The 21,364-nt window shown below is 67.7% G+C and carries 20 protein-coding genes; 9 read left to right on the forward strand and 11 right to left on the reverse strand.

Features of this window, described 5'->3' with window-relative positions; translation table 11 throughout:
• Nucleotide 1: 1 nt before the first annotated feature.
• The gene (locus BUB76_RS08005; protein WP_175550281.1) at nucleotides 2–1,090 is read right to left on the reverse strand and encodes a PDC sensor domain-containing protein; all 1,089 of its coding nucleotides are present in this window, start codon (nucleotides 1,088–1,090) and stop codon (nucleotides 2–4) included.
• Nucleotides 1,091–1,215: 125 nt separating this feature from the next.
• On the opposite strand from BUB76_RS08005, the gene ptsP reads away from it, so the two are divergent.
• Nucleotides 1,216–3,468, forward strand: coding sequence for a phosphoenolpyruvate--protein phosphotransferase (gene ptsP / locus BUB76_RS08010; RefSeq protein WP_073128243.1), 2,253 nt, complete (start codon nucleotides 1,216–1,218; stop codon nucleotides 3,466–3,468).
• A 98-nt stretch (nucleotides 3,469–3,566) separates the two neighbouring features.
• Here ptsP and BUB76_RS08015 read toward each other — a convergent pair whose 3' ends face one another.
• Both BUB76_RS08015 and BUB76_RS08020 read right to left on the reverse strand, forming a co-directional pair.
• On the reverse strand, nucleotides 3,567–4,352 hold the full coding sequence (locus tag BUB76_RS08015; protein WP_073128244.1) for an EcsC family protein: 786 nt from the start codon (nucleotides 4,350–4,352) through the stop codon (nucleotides 3,567–3,569).
• 41 nt (nucleotides 4,353–4,393) lie between these two features.
• Nucleotides 4,394–4,882 carry a GNAT family N-acetyltransferase gene (locus BUB76_RS08020; RefSeq protein WP_073128371.1) on the reverse strand — a complete coding sequence of 163 codons (489 nt, stop codon included), beginning with the start codon at nucleotides 4,880–4,882 and terminating at the stop codon, nucleotides 4,394–4,396.
• 76 nt (nucleotides 4,883–4,958) lie between these two features.
• On the opposite strand from BUB76_RS08020, the gene BUB76_RS08025 reads away from it, so the two are divergent.
• Nucleotides 4,959–5,564 (forward strand): flavin reductase family protein, encoded by a 606-nt coding sequence (locus BUB76_RS08025; protein ID WP_073128245.1) that lies wholly within the window; start codon nucleotides 4,959–4,961, stop codon nucleotides 5,562–5,564.
• Nucleotides 5,565–5,644: 80 nt separating this feature from the next.
• Entirely contained in the window at nucleotides 5,645–6,304 is a 660-nt protein-coding gene (locus BUB76_RS08030) for a CatB-related O-acetyltransferase (protein WP_084140591.1), read from the forward strand.
• A gap of 86 nt (nucleotides 6,305–6,390) precedes the next feature.
• Here the strand turns inward: BUB76_RS08030 and BUB76_RS08035 are convergent, their stop codons facing one another.
• Nucleotides 6,391–8,010 carry a SulP family inorganic anion transporter gene (locus tag BUB76_RS08035; RefSeq protein ID WP_073128246.1) on the reverse strand — a complete coding sequence of 540 codons (1,620 nt, stop codon included), beginning with the start codon at nucleotides 8,008–8,010 and terminating at the stop codon, nucleotides 6,391–6,393.
• Between the two features lie 277 nt (nucleotides 8,011–8,287).
• On the opposite strand from BUB76_RS08035, the gene BUB76_RS08040 reads away from it, so the two are divergent.
• From BUB76_RS08040 to BUB76_RS08055, 4 genes are all read left to right on the forward strand, one after another.
• Nucleotides 8,288–9,169 carry an S-methyl-5'-thioadenosine phosphorylase gene (locus BUB76_RS08040; protein ID WP_073128247.1) on the forward strand — a complete coding sequence of 294 codons (882 nt, stop codon included), beginning with the start codon at nucleotides 8,288–8,290 and terminating at the stop codon, nucleotides 9,167–9,169.
• 277 nt (nucleotides 9,170–9,446) lie between these two features.
• Nucleotides 9,447–9,983, forward strand: a complete 537-nt coding sequence (locus BUB76_RS08045; RefSeq protein WP_073128248.1) for an adenine phosphoribosyltransferase — start codon at nucleotides 9,447–9,449, stop codon at nucleotides 9,981–9,983.
• Between the two features lie 7 nt (nucleotides 9,984–9,990).
• Entirely contained in the window at nucleotides 9,991–10,674 is a 684-nt protein-coding gene (locus tag BUB76_RS08050; RefSeq protein ID WP_073128249.1) for a type 1 glutamine amidotransferase, read from the forward strand.
• Complete coding sequence (locus BUB76_RS08055; protein ID WP_073128250.1) at nucleotides 10,671–12,026, forward strand: glutamine synthetase family protein; 1,356 nt, start codon at nucleotides 10,671–10,673, stop codon at nucleotides 12,024–12,026. Before BUB76_RS08050 ends, BUB76_RS08055 begins: the two co-directional genes overlap by 4 nt.
• Nucleotides 12,027–12,036: 10 nt before the next feature.
• Here the strand turns inward: BUB76_RS08055 and phaR are convergent, their stop codons facing one another.
• From phaR to phaC, 3 genes are all read right to left on the reverse strand, one after another.
• Complete coding sequence (phaR, locus tag BUB76_RS08060; protein ID WP_073128251.1) at nucleotides 12,037–12,597, reverse strand: polyhydroxyalkanoate synthesis repressor PhaR; 561 nt, start codon at nucleotides 12,595–12,597, stop codon at nucleotides 12,037–12,039.
• 128 nt (nucleotides 12,598–12,725) lie between these two features.
• Nucleotides 12,726–13,178: a phasin family protein gene (locus BUB76_RS08065; protein ID WP_073128252.1), complete on the reverse strand. Its 453-nt coding sequence runs from the start codon at nucleotides 13,176–13,178 to the stop codon at nucleotides 12,726–12,728.
• Nucleotides 13,179–13,333: 155 nt separating this feature from the next.
• Nucleotides 13,334–15,136, reverse strand: coding sequence for a class I poly(R)-hydroxyalkanoic acid synthase (gene phaC, locus BUB76_RS08070; RefSeq protein WP_073128253.1), 1,803 nt, complete (start codon nucleotides 15,134–15,136; stop codon nucleotides 13,334–13,336).
• Between the two features lie 125 nt (nucleotides 15,137–15,261).
• Between phaC and phaZ the strand changes: the two genes are divergently transcribed.
• On the forward strand, nucleotides 15,262–16,587 hold the full coding sequence (gene phaZ, locus BUB76_RS08075) for a polyhydroxyalkanoate depolymerase (protein WP_073128254.1): 1,326 nt from the start codon (nucleotides 15,262–15,264) through the stop codon (nucleotides 16,585–16,587).
• Between the two features lie 16 nt (nucleotides 16,588–16,603).
• Here the strand turns inward: phaZ and BUB76_RS08080 are convergent, their stop codons facing one another.
• The 4 genes from BUB76_RS08080 to BUB76_RS08095 all read right to left on the reverse strand — a co-directional run bounded on the left by BUB76_RS08080 (nucleotide 16,604) and on the right by BUB76_RS08095 (nucleotide 20,476).
• On the reverse strand, nucleotides 16,604–17,323 hold the full coding sequence (locus BUB76_RS08080; RefSeq protein ID WP_073128255.1) for an alpha/beta fold hydrolase: 720 nt from the start codon (nucleotides 17,321–17,323) through the stop codon (nucleotides 16,604–16,606).
• A gap of 130 nt (nucleotides 17,324–17,453) precedes the next feature.
• Nucleotides 17,454–18,416 (reverse strand): alpha/beta hydrolase, encoded by a 963-nt coding sequence (locus BUB76_RS08085; protein WP_073128256.1) that lies wholly within the window; start codon nucleotides 18,414–18,416, stop codon nucleotides 17,454–17,456.
• Nucleotides 18,413–19,153 carry an alpha/beta hydrolase gene (locus BUB76_RS08090; protein WP_073128257.1) on the reverse strand — a complete coding sequence of 247 codons (741 nt, stop codon included), beginning with the start codon at nucleotides 19,151–19,153 and terminating at the stop codon, nucleotides 18,413–18,415. Before BUB76_RS08090 ends, BUB76_RS08085 begins: the two co-directional genes overlap by 4 nt.
• Before the next feature lie 39 nt (nucleotides 19,154–19,192).
• Entirely contained in the window at nucleotides 19,193–20,476 is a 1,284-nt protein-coding gene (locus BUB76_RS08095) for an MFS transporter (protein ID WP_073128258.1), read from the reverse strand.
• A 96-nt stretch (nucleotides 20,477–20,572) separates the two neighbouring features.
• Between BUB76_RS08095 and BUB76_RS08100 the strand changes: the two genes are divergently transcribed.
• Nucleotides 20,573–21,334: an ArsR/SmtB family transcription factor gene (locus BUB76_RS08100; protein WP_073128259.1), complete on the forward strand. Its 762-nt coding sequence runs from the start codon at nucleotides 20,573–20,575 to the stop codon at nucleotides 21,332–21,334.
• The last annotated feature ends 30 nt before the right edge of the window (nucleotides 21,335–21,364 follow it).

The following is a 21,364-nucleotide window of genomic DNA, read 5'->3' on the forward strand; positions in this document are numbered from 1 at the left end:
CCTAGCCGCGCAGCATCCGCCGCCCGAACACGACCAGCACGAACACCGTCAGCGCGGCGGCGATCAGGCCGAGCGCGGCCGCGCGGCGCACGAGCCCCGAAAGCGGCCCGAGGATATCGGCCTCGGGCAGATAGATCATCACCGTCCAGGGCGTCCGCTCGAGCGGCAGGCGCTGAACGGCGCCGCGCCAGGTCTCGCCGCCCGCCTGGAACCGCGCCAGGCGGATTTCGCCCGGGAAAAGGTCGTCGATGCCCCCCTCGATGCTGTCCGCGGCCCGCGCGAGGATGGGGTCATCCCCGTCCGCGAGGGTCGCCAGGCGCAGGCTATCGCCCTCGGCCGGGACAAGCAGTTCCGGATCGCGATGGGCGATGATCGTGCCATCCTGCGCCACGATCGCCGCCGCGCCCCGGGCGCTGATGTCCAGCGTCTCGAGGAAGGCCGACAGCGCGTCGATCTCGATATCCACGCCGACCACGCCCCGAAACTCGCCGTTGATGCCCCCCGTCACCGGCGCCGAGACGGTGATGCCGGGCCGGCGCGAGGTGAAGAAGACATAGGGCGCGGTCCAGGCCACGCCGTCCTGCCGCGCAGCTGCCACGTACCAGGGCCGTGTTCGCGGATCGTAGTCGTCGTCGGGGTCCGTCCGGGGGTTGCGGGGCACGAAGCGCGCGTCCACGCCGACCAGCGTCACCTCGCGGCCGGGCCGTGTCATGACCTGTTTCACGCTGAAGGGCGCCGTGGCGGGATCCTCGTCGCGTGACACGAAGGTGAAGCTGCCATCGGGCCGCCCCAGGTAAAGCCCCGAGAAGTCGCTGCGCGTTTGCAGGATCTCGAAGAAATACCGCGCCAGCCGGTCCCGGTCCGCGGTCGCCAGCACTTGCGAGCGCGCGAGCCTGCGCGTCAGCAGCGCCGCGTCGGCGGCCGGGGTCAGGAACTCGGTGGTGAACGCCGTGGTGTCACGGGCGATCCGCTGCGTCAGCCGGTCGGCATAGGTCAGGATGATCCCCTGCCCCGTGACATAGCTCAGCCCCAGTACGCCGAAGACGGCCGCCAGTTGCAGCAGCACCAGCAACGCAATTGCGCGTTTCATCATCGGACCACCCCTTCCGTTGCAACAGCATTGACCGCCACGGCACGAATTACCAAGCCCCCCCTCCCCAAGGGGTGGCAGAGCCGCTATAGATACGCGGCAATTTCAGAAGAGATGCGGCTCCGATGGCACAAACGACCGAAAGCGAAAGCCGCAAGCTGCTGGGCCGCCTTCGCGATGCCCTGGCCGAGGACAGCGCGGGCCAGGCGCGGCTTGACCGCATCGTTCAGTTGATCGCCGCCTCGATGGAGACCGAGGTCTGCTCGATCTACCTGTTCCGCGATGCCGACACGCTGGAATTGTGCGCGACCGAGGGCCTGAAGCCCGAGGCGGTTCACCAGACCCGGATGCGGCTGGGCGAGGGGCTAGTGGGCCGTGTCGCGCGGCAAGCCAAGGCGATCAACACCGCCGACGCCCCCGCCACCAAGGGGTTCCGCTACATGCCCGAAACGGGGGAAGAGGCGTATTCGTCCTTCCTCGGCATCCCGATCCAGCGGCTGGGCGAAACGCTGGGCGTGCTGGTCGTTCAGTCGCGCGAGGCGCGGCAATATTCCGACGACGAGGTCTACGCGCTGGAAGTCGTGGCCATGGTCCTGGCCGAGATGACCGAGCTGGGCGCCTTCACCGGCGAGGGTGCCGCGCTTTCGGCCCGCCACCAGCACCCCGTCATGATCCGTGGCGGCGTCGGGCAGGAAGGCACGGCCGAGGGCAACGTCTGGCTGCACGAGCCGCGCGTGGTCGTCACCAACCCCATCGCCGAGGACCCCGACCGCGAGACCGAGCGCCTGACCACCGCCGTGGAAGAGCTGCGCGCCAAGGTCGACGAGATGCTGACCGCGTCCGCCATGAGCGACAAGGAACAGCGCGCCGTGCTGGAAACCTATCGCATGTTCGCCCATTCGCGCGGCTGGATGCAGCGCATGTGCGAGGACATCAAGCTGGGCCTGTCGGCCGAAGCCGCGGTCGAGAAGGAACAATCCGCCGCCCGCGCCCGGCTGCAGAACGCGCCCGACGCCTACATGCGCGAACGCATGTCCGACCTCGACGACCTGTCGCGTCGGCTGCTGCGGATCCTGACGGGCCAGGGGCGCGAGACCGGGGCCGAGATGCCGCCGAAGCCCATCCTTGTGGCGCGGAACATCGGCCCGGGCGAGCTTCTGGATTACGGGCGCAGCCTGCGCGGCATCGTGCTGGAGCAGGGATCGGTCGGCAGCCACGCCGCCGTGGTGGCCCGCGCGCTGGCGATCCCGCTGATCATCCGCGCCGATCACATCACGACCGAGGCGCTGAACGGCGACCCGATCCTTTTGGATGGCGAGCAGGGCATCGTGCACCTGCGCCCCGAAGACAACATCATGGCCGCTTTCCGCGACAAGATGGCGATGCAGGCCAAGGCGCAGGAACGCTATGCCGACCTGCGCGACAAGCCCGCGACGACGCTGTGCGGCGCCACGATTGGCCTGACGATGAACGCGGGGCTGATGGCCGACCTTCCCAGCCTCGAGAACTCGGGCGCCGAGGGGGTGGGCCTGTTCCGGACCGAGTTGCAGTTCCTCGCCCGCTCCAACGTGCCGCGCCGGGGCGATCTCGCCGCGCTCTATTCCCGCGTGCTGGACGCGGCGCACGGCAAGCCGGTGACGTTCCGAACGCTCGATATCGGGTCGGACAAGGTTCTGCCCTACATGAAGCGCCCCGAAGAGCCGAACCCGGCGCTGGGATGGCGGGCGATCCGGGTGGGGCTGGACAAGAAGGGCATCATGCGGATGCAGCTTCAGGCGCTGATCCGCGCCGCGAACGGCCGCCCGCTACGCGTGATGTTCCCATTTATCGCCCAGTTCGACGAATTCCGCGAAGCGCGACAGCACTTGCTCGACGAGATCGAGCGCGAACGGAAGCTGGGCCACGTCCTGCCCGAACAGCTCGAGATCGGCGCCATGCTGGAAACCCCCAGCCTGGCCTTCGCACCGCGCCAGTTCTTCGAGATGGCCGATTTCATCTCGATCGGCGGCAACGACCTGAAGCAGTTCTTCTTCGCGGCCGACCGCGAGAACGAACGCGTGCGCCGCCGCTATGACACGCTGAATGTCAGCTTCCTGACACTCATCGAAACCGTCGCGAACCGTTGCGCCGAGGCCGACACACCCGTCAGCTTCTGTGGCGAGGATGCGGGCCGCCCGGTCGAGGCGCTGTGTTTCGCGGCCATGGGCCTGCGGTCGCTGTCGATGCGACCGGCCTCGATCGGACCGGTCAAGCACCTGCTGCGCCGCGTGGACCTGAACGAGGCGCGGGCCGTGATCGACGACGCCCGGGAGAGCGGCGCGCAGTCGGTCCGCCCTGCCGTGACCGAGTGGCTGAGCAAGGCGCTGGCCCAGGGCTGAGCGCATGTGTCGTGGCGACGGGGCAAATGGCCAACGCCGGGCAACAGGTATTTATGGAAAGATGAAGCCGGTTCCCGGGCAAGGCCGCCCGACGGCCGTCAGACGATCATTCGCGGCGGATCGACCAGCAGGCGGAATTCGCGCAGCAGCACATCGACCGGGACATCGGCATCGCGCGCCAGCGCCCGCAGCCCGAAATAGACCCGCGCCATGTCCTGGTAATAGCTGGTGAAGGCATAGTTCGTGGCGGCGCCCGCCACCGCGCCGATCACCGGGACGGTCTGCGCCGCCAGTTTCTGGCCCAGCACCAGCGCCAACCGCGGCGCGACGCGGGCGATGATGCCGTGGATCGCCGCGCCGGTCAGCGTCACGCGCGCCGAGAGGAACGCCATGTCGGTGCCGTCGTCGCGCGACAGCGGCCCCGCGGCCGAGAAGATCTGCAGGCAATGCGCCCGCACGGTGGGATCGTCGGTATCGAAGCCCAGATCGGCCGCGATACCCTGGATCGCGCGCAACAGCACCGTGGTCGTCACCGGCAGTTCGGCCAGCGCGGTGGGCAGCCCGCCCGCGCCCCCGGCCGCGCCCATGGCCGTGGTGGTCGCGGTATTCAGCCAGTCGGGCCTGTCGGATAGCCGCGTGCGCGACACGCTGGCCGCGTCGAACGCGGTTTCCAGCGCGCGCTTGGTGGCCCGGTCCAGCTGACCGCGCACCGATTGCGGCAGCTTCTCGATCAGGTCCTCGGCCTGGCCGCCCACGAGGCTCAGCACCTGCATGCCCACGTTGTCGGCCGCCTTGAAGCGGCGCGCCAGCACGGCGAGCGCGGCCTCGGTCTCGGGCGACAGGGTGTCGGTCTGGGCGGGCGGCTTGCGGTCGGTCTGGTCCATCGCTGAAAGATGGGGGCAGAACGCGCCCGCGACAAGATGGCTCAGACCGGGCGGGTGACCGGACCGGTGACGCCTTCCCAGCCGCCCGGCACCAGGTCGCAGCCGAGCACCCGGTCGGGGTTGGTGGGGGGCGGCATCTCGACCCCGTCCAGCCGGTCGAAGCCGAACCGGCCGTAATAGGGCGCGTCGCCCACCAGCATCAGGCGAGAGGCCCCCATGGCGCGGGCCCGCGCGATGACCTCGCGGATCAGCTGCGCGCCGAGGCCCTCGCCCTGCCGGGTGGGGTGCACCGCCACGGGGCCCAGAAGCAGCGCGTCATGCGCGTCGCCCACGCGGACCGGCCAGACGCGGATGGCGCCGCCGAGGATCCCGCCCTCGTCGCGGATCACCAGGCACAGGGGCGCCACCGGCGGGACGCCGTCGCGCAGCCGATAGGACGACAGGGCCGTGCGCCCGGGCGCGAAGCTCAGGTCGAACAGCGCCTCGACCTCCCACACATCCGTTGGTTTTTCCTCGCTCAGACCGTGCAGTGGTTTCGCCCCATCTTCCCCGTGGGCAGCGCGTAGCACGGTGCTAAGTTCGGGGAAACAGCTTGAGAGGATCCCGATGTTCTACCGCCCCGCCGATGGCCATCCATTGCCCCACAACCCGTTCGGCGCGATCGTCACGCCACGGCCCATCGGCTGGATCTCGTCGCGGGACGATGACGGGACGGACAACCTCGCCCCCTATTCCTTCTTCAACGCGGTCGCCTACACACCGCCGCAGGTGATGTTCGCCTCGACCTCGGCCAAGGAGGATCGCGGCGACACCAAGGACAGCGTCGCCAATATCCGCGAGACCCGTGTCTTCTGCGTCAACATCGTGCCTTACGACCTGCGCGACGCGATGAACGCGTCGTCCAGCGCCCTGCCCGCCGGCACCGACGAATTCGCCCACGCGGGTCTGGAGAAAGAGGAATGCGAGACGATCGATTGCGCCCGCGTCGCCGCTGCGCCGGCGGCGCTGGAATGCAAGCTGACCCAGATCGTGAAGCTTGAAGGGGCGCACAACTTCCTTGTCCTGGGCGAGGTGACCGGCATCCACCTGCGCGACGACTGCGTGAAGGATGGCCGCTTCGACGTGCTGTCGTTCAACCCGCTGTCGCGGATGGGCTACCGTGATTACACCGTCGTGCGGGAAGCGTTTGAATTGATGCGCCCGGACGACTAGGCTGATCTGGCAATTGATGGAGGGAGCCATGGACCTGACCGCCTGAGACCGATCAAAACGACCTCAGCAAGGACAGAGCCATGCAAGACACGCCTTCCCGCGCGTCCCTTCCGGACGCGACCGCAACCCATCCGATCACCCTGCCCGACGGCACGGCCCACCGGGGCACCGTGCACCTGTCGCGCGTCCTCGACCATCCGAATATCGCGGTGGGGGATTACCCCTATGCCTCGGCCACGCCGCCGCCCGAGGACTGGGCCGCCTCCCTCGCCCCGTATCTCTACCCCGGGGCGCCCGACCGGCTGGTGATCGGGCGATTCTGCCAGATCGCCGAGGGCACGCGCTTCATCACCGCCTCGGCCAACCACGCCACGCGGGGGATCAGCACCTACCCCTTCCCGGTCTTCGATCCCGCGACGCTGACCGGCTACAGCCCCGACCGCCGGGATATCGTGCTGGGCCACGATGTCTGGACCGGTTACGGCAGCCTAATTGCGCCCGGCGCGCGGATCGGCAGCGGCGCGATCATCGGCGCGGGCAGCGTGGTGCGGGGCGAGATCCCGGCCTATGCCGTGGCCACCGGCAACCCGGCGCGGGTGGTGCGGATGCGCTTCGACGCGCCGACGGTGGCGCGGCTGCTGGATCTGGCGTGGTGGGATTGGCCCATCGAGCGGATCGCGCAGGCGGCGGGCGCGCTTCAGGCCGGTGACGTCGCCGCGCTGGCGCGGCTGGCGCCCTAGGCCTCACACCGATCCGGCCATGGGTGCGTTGACGCGCCGGGGCAGTGAGCCGCCCCCGGCGCGTCCATCGATCAAGCCACGAAACCCTAGTGACCCGCGCCCAGCTGGCCGGTGCGCACGCCGTAATCCACGGCCAGCGCGTAGTCGGGATCGTCCTCGCTGTCGGTCATCAACTGCCCGGCCTTCTTCAGCAGGTAATGGCAGTCGCGGCTCAGGTGGCGCAGTTCCAGCTTCTTGCCCGCCGCCTCGTACTTGGCGGCCACGGCCTCGATCGCGGTCAGGGCCGACTGGTCCGCCACGCGCGAATTGGCGAAGTCGACGATCACCAGCTTGGGGTCGGTCTCGGGGTCGAACAGCTCGGAAAAGCCCTCGGCCGAGCCGAAGAACAGCGGGCCGTCCACCGCGTAGACCTTGGCGCCCTCGGGCGTGACGTGGGTGCGCGCGCGGATGCGGCTTGCGTTCTGCCACGCATAGGCCAGCGCCGACACGATCACGCCCACCACCACGGCGGTGGCAAGGTCGTAGGCCACGGTCACCGCCGTTACCAGCACGATGACGAAGGCATCCACGAACGGCACCTTGGTCAGGATCTTCAGCGAATTCCACGCGAAGGTGCCGATCACGACCATGAACATCACGCCCACCAGCGCCGCGAGCGGCACCAGCTCGATCACCGGCGCGGCGAACAGGATGAAGCACAGCAGGAACAGCGCGGCCGAGATGCCCGACAGGCGCATCCGCCCGCCCGAGTTCACGTTGATCATCGACTGGCCGATCATGGCGCAGCCCCCCATGCCGCCGAAGAAGCCGGTCACGGTGTTCGCCGCGCCTTGGGCCACGCATTCCTTCGACGCCCCGCCGCGCTGGCCGGTGATCTCGCCCACGAGGTTCAGCGTCAGCAGCGATTCGATCAGGCCGATGGCCGCCAGGATCACGGCGTAGGGCAGGATGATCTGGAGCGTCTCGAGGGTCAGCGGAACGGCGGGGATGTGGAACGGCGGCAGACCGCCCTCGATCGAGGCCAGGTCGCCCACCAGCGGCGTGTCGAGCCCCAGCCCGATCACGACCACGGCCACGACGCCGATGCCGGCCAGCGGGGCCGGGATGATCGTGGTCAGCTTCGGCAGGCCCCAGATGATCGCCATGGTCAGCGCCACCAGCGCCAGCATCAGGTAAAGCCGCGGCCCCGACAGCCATTCGCCGCCGGACATGCCGTGGCCCGTGACTTCGGCGGTGCCCGGCACCTGGAACTGCGTCAGCTGCGCCAGGAAGATCACGATGGCCAGGCCGTTGACGAAGCCCAGCATCACCGGGTGCGGCACCAGGCGGATGAACTTGCCCCATCGCATCACGCCCACGAAGATCTGGATCAGACCCATCAGGACCACCGTGGCGAACAGGTACTCGATCCCGTGCTGCGCCACGAGGCTGACCATCACCACGGCCAGCGCACCCGTCGCGCCCGAGATCATGCCGGGCCGTCCGCCCAGAACGGCGGTGATCAGCCCCACGATGAAGGCCGCGTAGAGCCCGACCAGCGGCGGCACGCCCGCGACGAAGGCGAAGGCCACCGCCTCGGGGACCAGCGCCAAAGCGACAGTCAGGCCCGAAAGGATCTCGGTCTTGATCTGACGCGGATCGGTCGCGCCGCGCGGCTTTTTCGGTGTGATGGCATCGCCGAGGGCGGCCATGAGAGAACCGGCCATGTCCTTCTCCTTCGATGTGCGTGGGGCACCGTGGTGCGCAGGGGGGCCAAAGCACGGACGGGGCCGCACAGCAGCCCCGTCACATTGTTTGTTGCCGCTCACATAACACACGGGCGGAAAATCGCCAGCCCCCGATCTAACCGTGGACACCGTGCCGCGCATACCCGCGTTGCGGGTGCCTCAAGCCGGCCCCGACACGACGGGGCATGCCCCTTTTCATCCGGACGACCCGCGGGCATCCTGCCGCGGGCAGCAACGGGCACGGAGGCGCAGGGCCATGGACAAGACCGTTATCGGGATCATCGGCGGATCGGGCGTCTACCAGATCGAGGGGCTGGAGGACGCCCGTTGGGTCGGGGTCGAAACGCCGTGGGGCGAACCGTCGGACAAGGTGCTGACCGGCACGCTGGACGGCGTTGCCATGGTCTTCCTGCCGCGCCACGGACGCGGCCACGTGCATTCGCCGACCACCGTCCCCTATCGTGCCAATATCGACGCGATGAAGCGGATGGGCGTTACCGACATCGTCAGCGTCTCGGCCTGCGGATCCTTCCGCGAAGAAATGGCGCCCGGCGATTTCGTCATCGTCGACCAGTTCATCGACCGCACCTTCGCGCGCGAAAAGTCGTTCTTCGGCACCGGTTGCGTCGCCCATGTGAGCGTGGCGCACCCCACCTGCCCGCGGCTCGGGAAGGCCTGCTTCGAGGCCGCCAAGGCGCAGGGCGTGACGGTGCACGACGGCGGCACCTACCTGGCGATGGAGGGACCGCAGTTCAGCTCGGCCGCCGAATCGAAGATGTACCGCGAGGCCTGGGGCGCAGACGTGATCGGGATGACCAACATGCCCGAGGCCAAGCTCGCCCGCGAGGCCGAGATCTGCTATGCCAGCGTCGCCATGATCACCGACTACGACAGCTGGCACCCGGACCATGGCTCGGTCGACATCTCGGACATCATCGCGACGCTGGGGGCCAATGCCGACGCGGCGCGCGGACTGGTGGCGCGCCTGCCCGGCCTTCTGGGCGGCGCGCGTGAGCCCTGCCCCCACGGCTGCGACCGGGCGCTCGAATACGCGATCATGACCGCGCCCGATCACCGCCACCCCGAGGTGGTGGCCAGGCTCGATGCCGTGGCCGGCCGCGTGCTCGGCAGCACTTAACACTTCCTTTACCTTGCTGGCGCAGGGTTCGGGTGGGTCCCCCAAAGACCGCGTTCCCCCACGGGACGGGGGCGCTGCACAGCCACACGGTGCAGCGTCCCACCCCCGGATCGCAGGCAGCGCGGATCGGCCCGCTCCCACACCGCATGCAACCGTCGGGACAGGGCGTCGACACGGCCGGGTTCCCGACTCCGCCGTCGCCCCACAGCCCGTTTCCCCGCCGCGCAAAGGGTGCTAAGCCGCGCCCGACCGTTCCTTGCGTGTTGAAAGGATGCCCATGGCCCGGAAGACCCTGCGCGACTACATCCGCACGATCCCCGATTTCCCGCACGAGGGGATCATGTTCCGCGACGTGACGACGCTGTTCGCCGATCCGCGCGGGTTTCGCATGTGCATCGACCAGCTGCTCCATCCCTTCGCCGATCAGCGGATCGACAAGGTCGTGGGCCTCGAGGCGCGCGGCTTCATTCTGGGCGGCGCCGTCGCGCACCAGCTGTCCGTCGGGTTCGTGCCGATCCGCAAGAAGGGCAAGCTGCCCGCCGCGACGCTGTCGCAGGAGTACCAGCTGGAATACGGCTCGGCCACGATGGAGGTGCATGACGACGCCATCGCCAAGGGCGAGCGCATCCTGATCGTCGACGACCTGCTGGCCACCGGCGGCACGGCCGAGGCCGGCATCAAGCTGGTCGAACGGCTGGGCGGCGTGGTCACCGGCTGTGCCTTCATCGTGGACCTGCCGGACCTGGGCGGGCGCAAGCGGCTGGAAGACATGGGCATGACGGTCGAGGCGCTCTGCGCCTTCGAGGGCGAGTAGACCGACCATGCACTTGGGCCTTTTGCAATGCGGCCCCACCGCACCCGCGCTCGATGATCGCCACGGCGGCTACCCCGAGCTTTACGCCGCGCTGATCGGCCCCGGTTTCGACTGGACGACCTGGCGCGTCTTCGACGGCGATTTCCCCGATGGACCCGACGCGGCCGAGGGCTGGCTGGTGTCGGGGTCGAAATTCGGCGCCTACGAGGATCACGACTGGATCGCGCCGCTGGAACGTCTCATCCGCGGGATCCACGACAGCGGGCGCCCGCTTGTGGGCATCTGCTTCGGCCACCAGGTGGTGGCGCAGGCGCTTGGCGGACGGGTCGAGAAATTCGCGGGCGGCTGGGCCGTGGGACGCCAGACCTACACGCTCGAGGGCGACACGGTACACCTGAACGCGTGGCACCAGGACCAGGTGACGCAACTGCCGCCGGGCGCCGAGGTGATCGCCACGAACGATTTCGCCCGGACCGCGGGTCTGCGCATCGGCCCCGCGACCCTGACCCTGCAGCCCCACCCCGAGTTCGGGCGCGACTACGTCGCCGACCTGATCGACGCACGTGGACGCGGCGTCGTGCCCGAACCGCTGCTGGACGGCGCGCGCGACGGGCTAGGTCAGCCGGTGGACAACGCGCGCATCGGCGCGTGGCTGGCCGATTTCTACCGCGCCCACAAGGATCCGAGATGACCGACTGGCTCAAGCACGCCCCCGAGGCCGCCCGCGACTACCTGCAAGGCCATCGCCTGGACGAGGTCGAGTGCATCGTTGCCGACCTGCCCGGCATCGCCCGCGGCAAGGCCATGCCCGGACCGAAATTCGCGCGCCAGAACCGGTTCTTCCTGCCCGCGTCGATCTTCCTGCAGACGATCACCGGCGACTGGGCGGATGACATCATCCCCATGGGCACGACCGAGCCCGACATGATCCTGACCCCGGACTACGCCACCGCCACCGCCGCCCCCTGGACGGCGGACCGGACGCTGCAAGTGATCCACGACATGACCCTGCAATCGGGCGAGCCCGTTCCCTTCGCGCCGCGCAACGTGCTGAAACGCGTGGTCACGGCCTATCATGCCCGCGGCTGGACGCCGGTGGTGGCGCCCGAGATGGAGTTCTACCTGGTCGCCCGGAACACGGACCCCGCGCAGCAGATCGCGCCGATGACGGGGCGCACGGGCCGCGCGGCGGCGGCACGGCAGGCCTATTCGCTGTCGGCGGTCGATGAGTACGGCAGTGTCATCGACGACATCTACGACTTCGCCGAGGCGCAGGGATTCGAGATCGACGGCATCACCCAGGAAGGCGGCGCTGGGCAGCTGGAAATCAACATGCGCCACGGCAACCCGGTGAAGCTGGCCGACGAGATCTTCTTCTTCAAGCGCCTGATCCGCGAGGCCGCGCTGCGCCACAACTGCTTCGCCACCTTCATGGCCAAGCCGATCGAGCGCGAGCCCGGAAGCTCGATGCACATTCACCACTCGGTACTGGACGAAAGCGGGCGCAACATCTTCTCGGCCGAGGATGGCTCCGAGACGCCGGCGTTCCAGCATTTCATCGGCGGTATGCAGCGGCACCTGCCCAGCGCCATCGCGTTGCTGGCGCCCTACGTGAACTCGTATCGCCGCTACGTGCGGGACTTCTCGGCGCCGGTGAACCTGGAATGGGGCCGCGACAACCGCACGGTCGGCCTGCGTGTCCCCGTCTCGACCCCCGAGGCGCGGCGGGTGGAAAACCGGATCGCGGGCATGGACTGCAACCCCTATCTCGGGATCGCGGCGTCGCTCGCCTGCGGCTATCTCGGGATGGTGGCGGGCGACATGCCCCGGCCCGAGCGTGAAGACACCGCCTATGACAGCGCCGACGACATCCCGCGCGGGCTTTACGATGCGTTGGAGCAATTCGGGGACAACGCGGCCCTGCTGGATCTGCTGGGCGACGAGTTCGGCAAGGTCTACGGCGCCGTGAAGGCGGCCGAGTACGGCGAATTCCTGCAGGTAATCTCGCCGTGGGAGCGGGAGCACCTGCTGATCAGCGTCTGAACGGGCAAGCTCAGCCCTTCTTGTTCATCTCGGCCAGCTGGCTCTGAAGCTCGCTCAGCTGGGTGCGGATCTCGTCCAGTTCGGCGGTCTTGCGCTCGGCCTCTTCGGCCTTCGTCTCGCCCTCCCCCTGGTCGCCACCGGCCAGCCCGCCGGTCACGGCTTTCAGCCACGCCCGTTGCTGCGCCTGCATAGCGTCGTAGCCCGGCATGGCAGACATGGGATTCATGGCCCGGTCGATCATCTTCGACTGGCTGTCGCGCAGCATGTCGAAGCTCATGGCCAGGAACTGCGGCACCACCGACTGCGCCTGCGTCGTGTAGCTGCGCACGAGGTCGGTCAGCACCGCCAGGGGCAGGACGGATTCGCCCTTGGATTCGTGCTCGGCCACGATTTGCAGAAGGTACTGACGCGTCAGGTCATCGCCGCTTTTCAGGTCGACGATCTGCACATCCCGGCCCGCGCGGATGAAACCCGCGATATCTTCGAGCGTGACGTAATCGCTGGTCTCGGTGTTGTAGAGCCTGCGCGAGGCGTAGCGCTTGATCAACAAAGGCTTGGGGGCGTCTGGCATCGATTCCTCGCGGGTATTCTGCGCTGCAACAGAAGCGTAGATTGCATGTGCGGAAAAAGAAAGGGGCGCGCCGGGTGGCACGCCCCTTCCGTCTCTCTGACCGGATCCGCAATGGATCCTGCGCGGCCTTACTTGGCGGCGGCGGTCGCCTTCTTGGTGGCGGCGGTCATGTCGTTGGTGGCCTTCTTGGCGGCGGCGGTCATGTCTTCCGACATGTCCTTGCCGGCGGCCAGCATCAGTTCGACGGTTTCCATCTGGACCTTCTTCGCGACTTCGGCGAAGGCGGCCATGGTTTCGGCCGACATCTCGGCCTGGGCCGAGGCGAAATCGGTCATGGCCTTGGTGTAGTCGGTGGGCTCGTCACGGGCGACGGTCACGTCGGACATCTTGGACAGGGTGTCTTTGGTCCACTTGGTCGAGATCTCGGTCGACTTCTCAGCAGCTTCCAGAGCGACCTTCGACATCTTCTCGCCGAAGCTGGCATAGGTTTTGAAGCCGTCCTGAAACGCGCTCATGTCCATGGGCATGGCGGCGATCATCTCGTTGATGGTCTTGCTGAAGTCTTGCGTCTTGGCAGCCATAATTCAGTCTCCTTTTCAGTTCGGAGCCCGGTGAGTTGTGGGGACGCGGCTCCGTTGCGTTCTGAAAGGAATATGCATGCTGCGGCGCGGCATTTCAAGGGGTCTTTCTGCACTGCAGCAAAAAATCCCGATCCGGCCCTAGACCCCTGAGACGGCTATTTTTTATGGCCCTTCACGTAGGTTCCAGGCGCATCGCCGAGGATTTCCCGGCCGTCATCCCCCGGTGCACGCGCGGCAATTTTCTTGCCGGACTTCTTCGACAGCCACTCTCCCCAGCGGCCCCACCAGGACCCTTCGTGGAACTCGGCCGCCGCCTGCCAGTCCTCGGGCGTGCCGCTCCAGTCGCCGTTCACGTAGTGACCGTACTTCTTCTTGCTGGGCGGGTTGATGATCCCGGCGATATGGCCGGATTCCGACAGCACGAAGGTCTTGGACCGGCTGCCCATCTTCTGGATACCGCGGAAGCTGCTTTTCCAGTTGGCGATGTGGTCGGTTTCGCAGGCGATGGCCATGAGCGGCACTTTCACGTCGCCGATCTTCAGGGTCTCGCCCAGGATCTCGATGCCCTCGGTGGCGAACTTGTCGTCCTGGCACAGCCCGCGCAGGTACTCGACCGCCATCTTGCCGGGCAGGTTGGTCCCGTCGCCGTTCCAGTACAGCAGGTCGAAGGCCGGCGGGGTCTGCCCCATCATGTAGCTGCGGATGGCGGGCTGGTAGATCAGGTCGTTCGAGCGCAGGAAGCTGAAGGTCCGGCTCATGTAGAAACTGTCGAGCACGCCCGTCCGCTCGACCTCGCGCTCGATCCCGTCGACGAAATCGTCTTCCAGGAACACACCAACCTCGCCCCGGTCCGAGAAGTCGGTGAGGGTGGTGAAGAAGGTGGCCGAGTTGATCGGCTTCTCGCCGCGCTTTTCCAGCAGCGACAGGGTGAGCGACAGGGTGGTGCCGGCGATGCAGTAGCCGACGGCGTTGATCTTGGGCTCGCCCGTGATCTCCTTCACCTGCGCGATCGCTTCTAGGAACCCCTCCTCGATATAGTCGCCGAGGCTGACGTCGGCGTAGCTTTCGTCGGGGTTCACCCAGCTGACGACGAACAGGGTGTAACCCTGGTCGACGATCCACTTCACCAGGCTGTTCTTGTCCTTCAGGTCGAGGATGTAGAACTTGTTGATCCAGGGCGGGAAGATCAGCAGCGGCGTCTTGTGGACCTGCTCGGTCGTCGGCGTGTACTGAATCAGCTCGAACATGCGGTTGCGATAGACGACCTTGCCCGGCGTGGTGGCCAGGTTGCCCCCCACCTCGAACGCGTCCTTGTCGGCCAGGGTAACGACCAGCTCGCCGTCATTGGCCTCGAGATCGCGCACCAGGTTCTCCAGCCCGTCCACCAGGCTCTGTCCCTCGGTCTCGACCGCGCGGCTCAGCGCCTCGGGGTTGGTGCCGAGGAAATTGGTGGGGCTCATCATGTCGACGATCTGCTGGCTGAAATAGTTCAGCCGCTTGCGGTCGGCCGGGTCCAGCCCTTCGAGCTTGTCCACCGCCTCGGTCATGGCGTGGGCGTTGAACAGGTATTGCTGCTTGAGATAGTTGAAGAACGGATGCTCGGCCCACATCGGGTCCGAAAAGCGGCGATCATCACCGCTGCGGTCCTCGGGCGCGCTGAAATCACCCCGCGCCAGCTTGTGCTGCGCCTCGACGTAGTGGGTCAGCGACTTGCCCCAATAGCTGATCTGGTGCTCCAGCAGCTTGGACGGGTTCGACATCATCTCGGCCATCCAGGCCGTGGCGGCCTTCATGTAAAGATCGCTTCCCGGCCCCTGCAACGCACCGGGGACCGTGCGCTTGTTCGACAGAACCTTCACCAGGCGCTCGGACAGTTCCTCCAGCTTCTTGATGTTTTCGGCCATCTTTTCCGAAACTTCGGTCACATCGGTCGACTTGTCCGAATGTCCAGTTGCCATGAGGTGTGCTCCGATCTAGCTTGCTGCACAGCAGCATTGCGATTTTCGCCTATTCTTGTGGCGAAATTAACCCAGCGTGCTGAGGAATTAAAGCCACGCGAACCGCGGGCGAAAGGACTTGTGCCATGCGTTATATGCTCACCTACGACATGATGGAGACGGCGCGCGTCAGCTATCAATGGATGGGCGCCACGGCCCGTGCCATCGGGTCATATCCGGCGACGGGCCTCTTTCCCAACCCCATGTTCCAGCTTCTTTCGGCGTGGGGCGACGTGACCGAACGCAGTTTCGACCGCATGGTGGCCAAGCCCGACTGGGGCATCGATACCGTCGTGGGCGAGGACGGGCGCGACCATGTCGTCACCGTCGAACCGGTGGTGAAGAAAGCCTTCGGCGACCTGATCAAGTTCTCGGTCTCGGGCCGCGCGCCCATGGAGCGCAAGATCCTGCTGGTCGCGCCCATGTCGGGCCACTACGCCACCCTGCTCCGCTCGACCGTCGCGTCGCTTCTGCCCGACGCCGACATCTACGTGACCGACTGGCACAACGCGCGCGAGATCCCGGTCTCGGAAGGCAAGTTCGACGTCGACGACTACACCCTCTACCTCGTGGATTTCATGCGCCACCTGGGCGCAGACACGAATGTCATCGCGGTGTGTCAGCCGGTGCCGCTTGCGCTCGCCGCCACCGCCTACCTGGCCGAGCACGAGCCCAAGGCCCAGCCCGCCACGCTGACGCTGATCGGCGGCCCCGTGGACCCCGACGCGAAAGCGACCGAGGTGACCGATTTCGGCCGCCGCGTGACAATGGGACAGCTGGAGCACATGGTGATCCAGCGGGTTGGCTTCAAATACGCGGGCGCGGGCCGGATGGTCTATCCCGGCCTTCTGCAGCTGACTTCCTTCATCTCGATGAACGCGGAAAAGCACGCGCAGGCCTTCCACAACCAGATCCTGCGCGTCGCCAAGGGCGAGGCCAGCGACCACGACAAGCACAACAAGTTCTACGACGAATACCTGTCGGTGATGGACATGACGGCCGAATTCTACCTTTCGACCGTCGAGCGGATCTTCAAGAACCGCGACATCGCCCGCAACGTGTTCACCGTGAACGGCGAAACCGTCGATATCTCGAAGATCACCGACGTGGCCGTGCATATCGTCGAGGGTGAGGAGGACGACATCTCGGCCCCCGGGCAGTGCCTTGCCGCGCTGGACCTGATGCCCGACCTGCCCGATGACAAGAAGGCCCAGCACCTCGAGCCCGGGGCCGGCCATTACGGCATCTTCGCGGGCCGGTCCTGGCGCAACAACATCCGGCCGCTGGTGCTGGATTTCATCGACGACAACGCCGAGCGTGAGCACTCGCAGCGCGCGGCCAACGTCAAATCGGCGCCGCGCGGCACCGGCGGCAAGCGCAAGCGCTCGGGCGAAGGTCCGACGCCGGTCTGAGCGGCGGCGGCCGCGCCTATCTCAGCATCACGGCCACCTCCGACCACCCCATCCACTCCCGCAGCGCCCCGATGACGTCATCGGGGCGTTCCAGCATGGGCAGATGTCCCGCCCCGGCGATGGTACGCGCGACGCCGCGCGGCATCAGCCCGGCGACGAAATCGCAGCGTTGGCGCGGCATCAGGCGGTCCTCGGACCCGCCGAGGATCAGCGCGGGCAGGTGCGCCTGCCGCAGGGTCTTCTGCTGGTCGGGGCGCCGTTGCAGCGCGCGCACCTGCCGTTCGTAGGTGGCAACGCCCAGCGCCTCGGCGCCGTCCGCGAGGAAGTCGGCCAAGGGCGCGCGCAGGGGGCCATCGGCCAGCGTCGCCGCCGGCACGTCCTCGGCCATGACCGCGGCCAATTGCCCGGCCTTGGCGCGCACCAGCCGCAACTCGCGCTCGGCCGCCTGGTGGGGCGGCTCGGGCAGGCAGCCCGCTGCGACAAAGGCGATACGCGCGACACGGTCCGGCGCGCGTCGCAGGATCTCCATCGCCACGTGACCGCCCAGCGAATGGCCCGCAAGCGCGAAGCGCGGCGGCAGTTGGGTCAGAAGATGGGTTGCCATGTCCTCGACCCGGTCGAACGGGCCGAGTGGCGGCAGCACCAGCGTGGTGTCGCTGGCCAGCGCCTCGATTTGCGGTCCCCAGATCCGCAGGTCGGTCATGAAACCCGGCAGCAGAACCAATGGTGTCTGCATGGGTCGTTTCCTGTTTCGGGCCCGGCGACAGGTGGTCGCGCGGCCCATTTTTGCATTGTCGGACTTGGAGGTTAGGACCTCCGCCCGATCAACCGCAAGTGGCGACCGCGCGTCGGGCGCCGCCGTGCTTTCACGGCAACGCGCGGACCCAGTCGACCATGCGCGCGGTCATCGGATCGGTCAGACCGGGCGACAGGATATCGCCGGCAAGAACGTGGTGCGACGGCGCGTTGCCCGGCGGCACGTCCACCGTCTCGATCGTCACCGGCCCACCCCAGCGCCCCATCGCATCGCGGGTCGCGGCGGGGCGCACGACCTCGTCATTCTCGGACAGAAGGACCAGCGCCGGGGCGGTCGCCTGGCCGAGGTCGGCGTCGTTGGCCGCCGCCACCAACGCCGCCATGGGCAGCGTGGACACCGTGGGATAGCGCGTGGTCCAGTAGCGCGCGTGGGCGTCGTTCTCGGGCTCGAAGCTGCGGGTCTCGCCGGCGAGCAGCGGCACGAGGTGTTCGGCCGCCGGCCAGCGCAGCAGGAAAGCAGCGGAGTTCTGGATCCCGAAATTGGGGGAGATCATGATCTGCGCGTCGATCCCGCGGCCCGTGGCCGCACCGTAGGCCGCCAGCGTTCCGCCGGTGGAGGTCGAGACCGCCAGCACACGGTCGCCGATCCGATCGGCCACCGCCAGCGCCTCGTCCAGGTCGCGGACCCAGTCGGCGGCCACGGGCTGCGCCATGGCGGGGCCGTCCCGGCCGTGGCCGGTCAGCCGCGTGAAGACGAGGTTGGCGCCCAGCGCCTCGGCCACGCGGTCGGGGACCGGGCGGATTTCCTCGGAACTGGCCGAAAAGCCGTGCAGGTAGATCACCACCCAGTCGGTGTCCTCGCCCGGCGCGCCGGCCCACACGATCCGTTTCTCAGTCCCCGGCACGATGTCGTCGAACCGCGCTTCCTGCACTGCCAGGTATTCCGCCGGATCGTCGCCGATGGCGGACGCGTCGAAATCCGGCGCGGTGCCCAGCCCCTCGGGCGGGTAAAGCGCCCAGGCGCCGCCGAACAGCAGCAGCGCCGCGACCGTCAGCCGGATCAGCCAGGTCACGCCATACGCTCCAAGACCTCGTCGATGGCGGCTTCGATCAAGGCAAGGCAGTCGGGATCGGAAAACCGGTGATCGGCCCCGCGCACCAGCGTTAGCCGCACGTCACCCGTCAGGTGATCGAGCAGACGCAACGCCACGGTCCGGTCCACATCCTCGTCCGCCGTGCCCTGCAACAGGCGCACCGGTCCGATATCGCGCAACGGTTCGCGCAGGACCAAGTGGTTGCGGCCGTCCTCGATCAGGCGGCGGGTGATGACATAGGGCGCGCCATAGTCCGACGGCAGGACGACCCTGCCCCAGCGTTCCATCTCGTCGTGCTGCTGCGGCGAGAAGCCGGCGGCCATGCTGTCCTCGGTGAAGTCCGGCGCGGCCGCGATGCCGACGAAGCCCGCGACCCGCGCGATGCGCTGCGCCAGAAGAAGCGAGATCCAGCCGCCCATGGACGACCCGACCAGCAGGACGGGCCCCTCGGTCAGCGCCGACACCGCGGCCTCGGCATCCTCGGCCCAGTCGCCGATGGCGCCTTCCTCGAATTCGCCCGAGGATTGCCCGTGGCCCGAGTAGTCCAGCCGCAGGAAGGCGCGGCCGCGCGACTTGGCCCACGCCTCGAGATGCACGGCCTTGGTGCCGCCCATGTCGGATTTGAACCCGCCCAGGAATACGACGACCGGCCCTTTGCCGGCGGTCAGGTGATAGGCGATGCGGCGGCCCTGCGGCGTTTCCAGGAAATCGGTCATGGCGCGCAGCCTAGCCGGATCATTCTGAAAGAAAAGGGATTATTCGACCTCGTCGAGCTGCCCCGCCACCCCCACGGCCGCAAGCGACATCACCGCGAACAGCGCCAGGGTCGTGCCCGCGCCCCAGATCGAGGCCAGCGCGCCGAAGAGCCCCGATCCCAGCAGCACGACGCCGATGACGGTGTTGCTGACGGCGGTGTAGCTGGCCCGCTTGTCGCCGGGCGCCATGTCGACCAGGTAGGTCGACCGCCCCTGCCGCACGCCGTGATAGGCGATCATCAGGACGAACAGAACCGCGGGCATGGCCCACCATTGGCCGGCCAGACCCGACATCTCGAGAAGCAGCGCGGCCCCCAACGCCAGCGCGGCGACCACGCCCGACAGGCGCAGCACGTTGCGCGACGACCTGTCCGACATCCGGCCCCAGACATAGGACGACAGGAACGACGCCACCGACGACGCCAACACTAGCGCGCCCAGCTGGTCGAAGCCGCCCTGCCCCGCCTCGGCCCCCAAAAGGATCAGGTAGGGCGGCGCCAGCGCCGTGGCGGTCAGCAAGCCCCGCACGATGATGAACAGAAGAAGCTGCCGGTCCTCGGTCAGAAGCGACATCTGCCCCAGCGACGTACCCTCGGGCTCTTGCGGGGTCGGCTGCTCCCGCAGGGTCGAGAACAGCGCCCCCGCGATCAGCCACAGCGCGGCCGCGAGGCTCAGCGCGCCGATGACCAGCGCGAACCGCGGCCCGAGGTCCAGTACGAGGATCAGCGCGAAGACGATGACGCCGACGCTCGCCACGCTGGCCGCCAGACCCGTGGCCGAGCCGCGCCGCGACGTGCCCACGGTCTTGCCGAGAATGTCCTTGTAGCTGACCGAGCAGACGGACCGCGCCAGCGCCAGCACCGCCAGAAGCAGGCAGATCACGATGCCCGCCGCGTTGCCGTCAAGCGTCAGGCCTGCCAGCACGATCCCCGCACATGCGGCGCCCTGCACCGCCGATCCGCCCGCCCAGGCCCATTTGCGCCGAGCCATCGCGTGAATGCGCGGCGCCGTGAACAGCTGCGGCAGCAGCGCGCCCGCCTCGCGGATCGGGACCAGCAGCCCGACAAGGAAGGACGACGCGCCCAGCGTGTTCAGCAGCCAGCTCAGCACCAGCTTGGGCGACAGCAGCCCGTCGGCCAGCTTGGTCATCGACAGCGACGTGGCATGGCGCAGGAAATTGCCGGGCTCGTCGGCCTGCGCCGCCTCGCTCAACCCGCCGGGGTCTTCGGTGTCGTCGGTCAATGCCTCGAACAGCGTTTCCTCGTAACTCGTCGTGTCGCTCATCCCGCCCTCCGTCTGACCTGATCGCATCTAGCACCCCGCGGGCGCGAGACACGTTACCATATTGACACGTGACTAAATGCGCACCTATTGTGATCCATGGACGCGATCTTCAAAGCCCTCAACGACCCCTCCCGCCGCGCGCTTCTGGACGCGCTGCGCCGGCGCGATGGACAGACCCTGACCGAGCTTGTCGAAACCATCGACATGACCCGCTTCGGGGTCGCCAAGCACCTTGGGCTTCTGGAGGACGCGCACCTGATCACCACCGTCAAGCGCGGGCGTTTCAAGTACCACTATCTCAATGCCGTGCCCCTGCAGGAACTGGTCGACCGCTGGATCGAACCGATGCTGGCAGGGCCCACCGCGCGCGGCCTTATCGACCTGAAAACACATTTGGAAAAGGATACTGCCATGCTGACGCAACCCAAGCCCGACCTGGTGCTGCATACCTTCATCCGCTGCACCCGCGATGCCCTGTGGGAGGCGTTGACCCGCGCCGAGATCCGGGCGGGCTACCACTTTGCCGCGAAATCCGTCGAAGGCGACTTGGCGAAACCCGGCGACGCCGTGGCGATGACCCGCCCCGACGGCGGCCCGATGCTGCGCGAGGAGGTGATCGCCCTGACGCCCAAGTCCCGCATCGAAGCCACGTTCGAGCCCGCCTGGATGCCGGACGCCCCGTCCTCGCGCACCGTCATGCTGCTCGAAGACAGCCCCGGCGGCATGAAGCTGACCGTCGAGCACTATGACCTGCCGCCCGGCTCGGAGGGCGTGAACGAAGGCTGGTCGCGCCTGCTGTCGGGGCTGAAGACCTGGCTCGAGACCGGCGAAAGCGTGCGTTTCGCGCAGGCAGGCTGAGACGGGGACCGCTTCGATCGATCAGGGACC

The sequence above is a fragment of the Palleronia salina genome (assembly GCF_900141995.1).
GTDB lineage: Bacteria > Pseudomonadota > Alphaproteobacteria > Rhodobacterales > Rhodobacteraceae > Palleronia > Palleronia salina.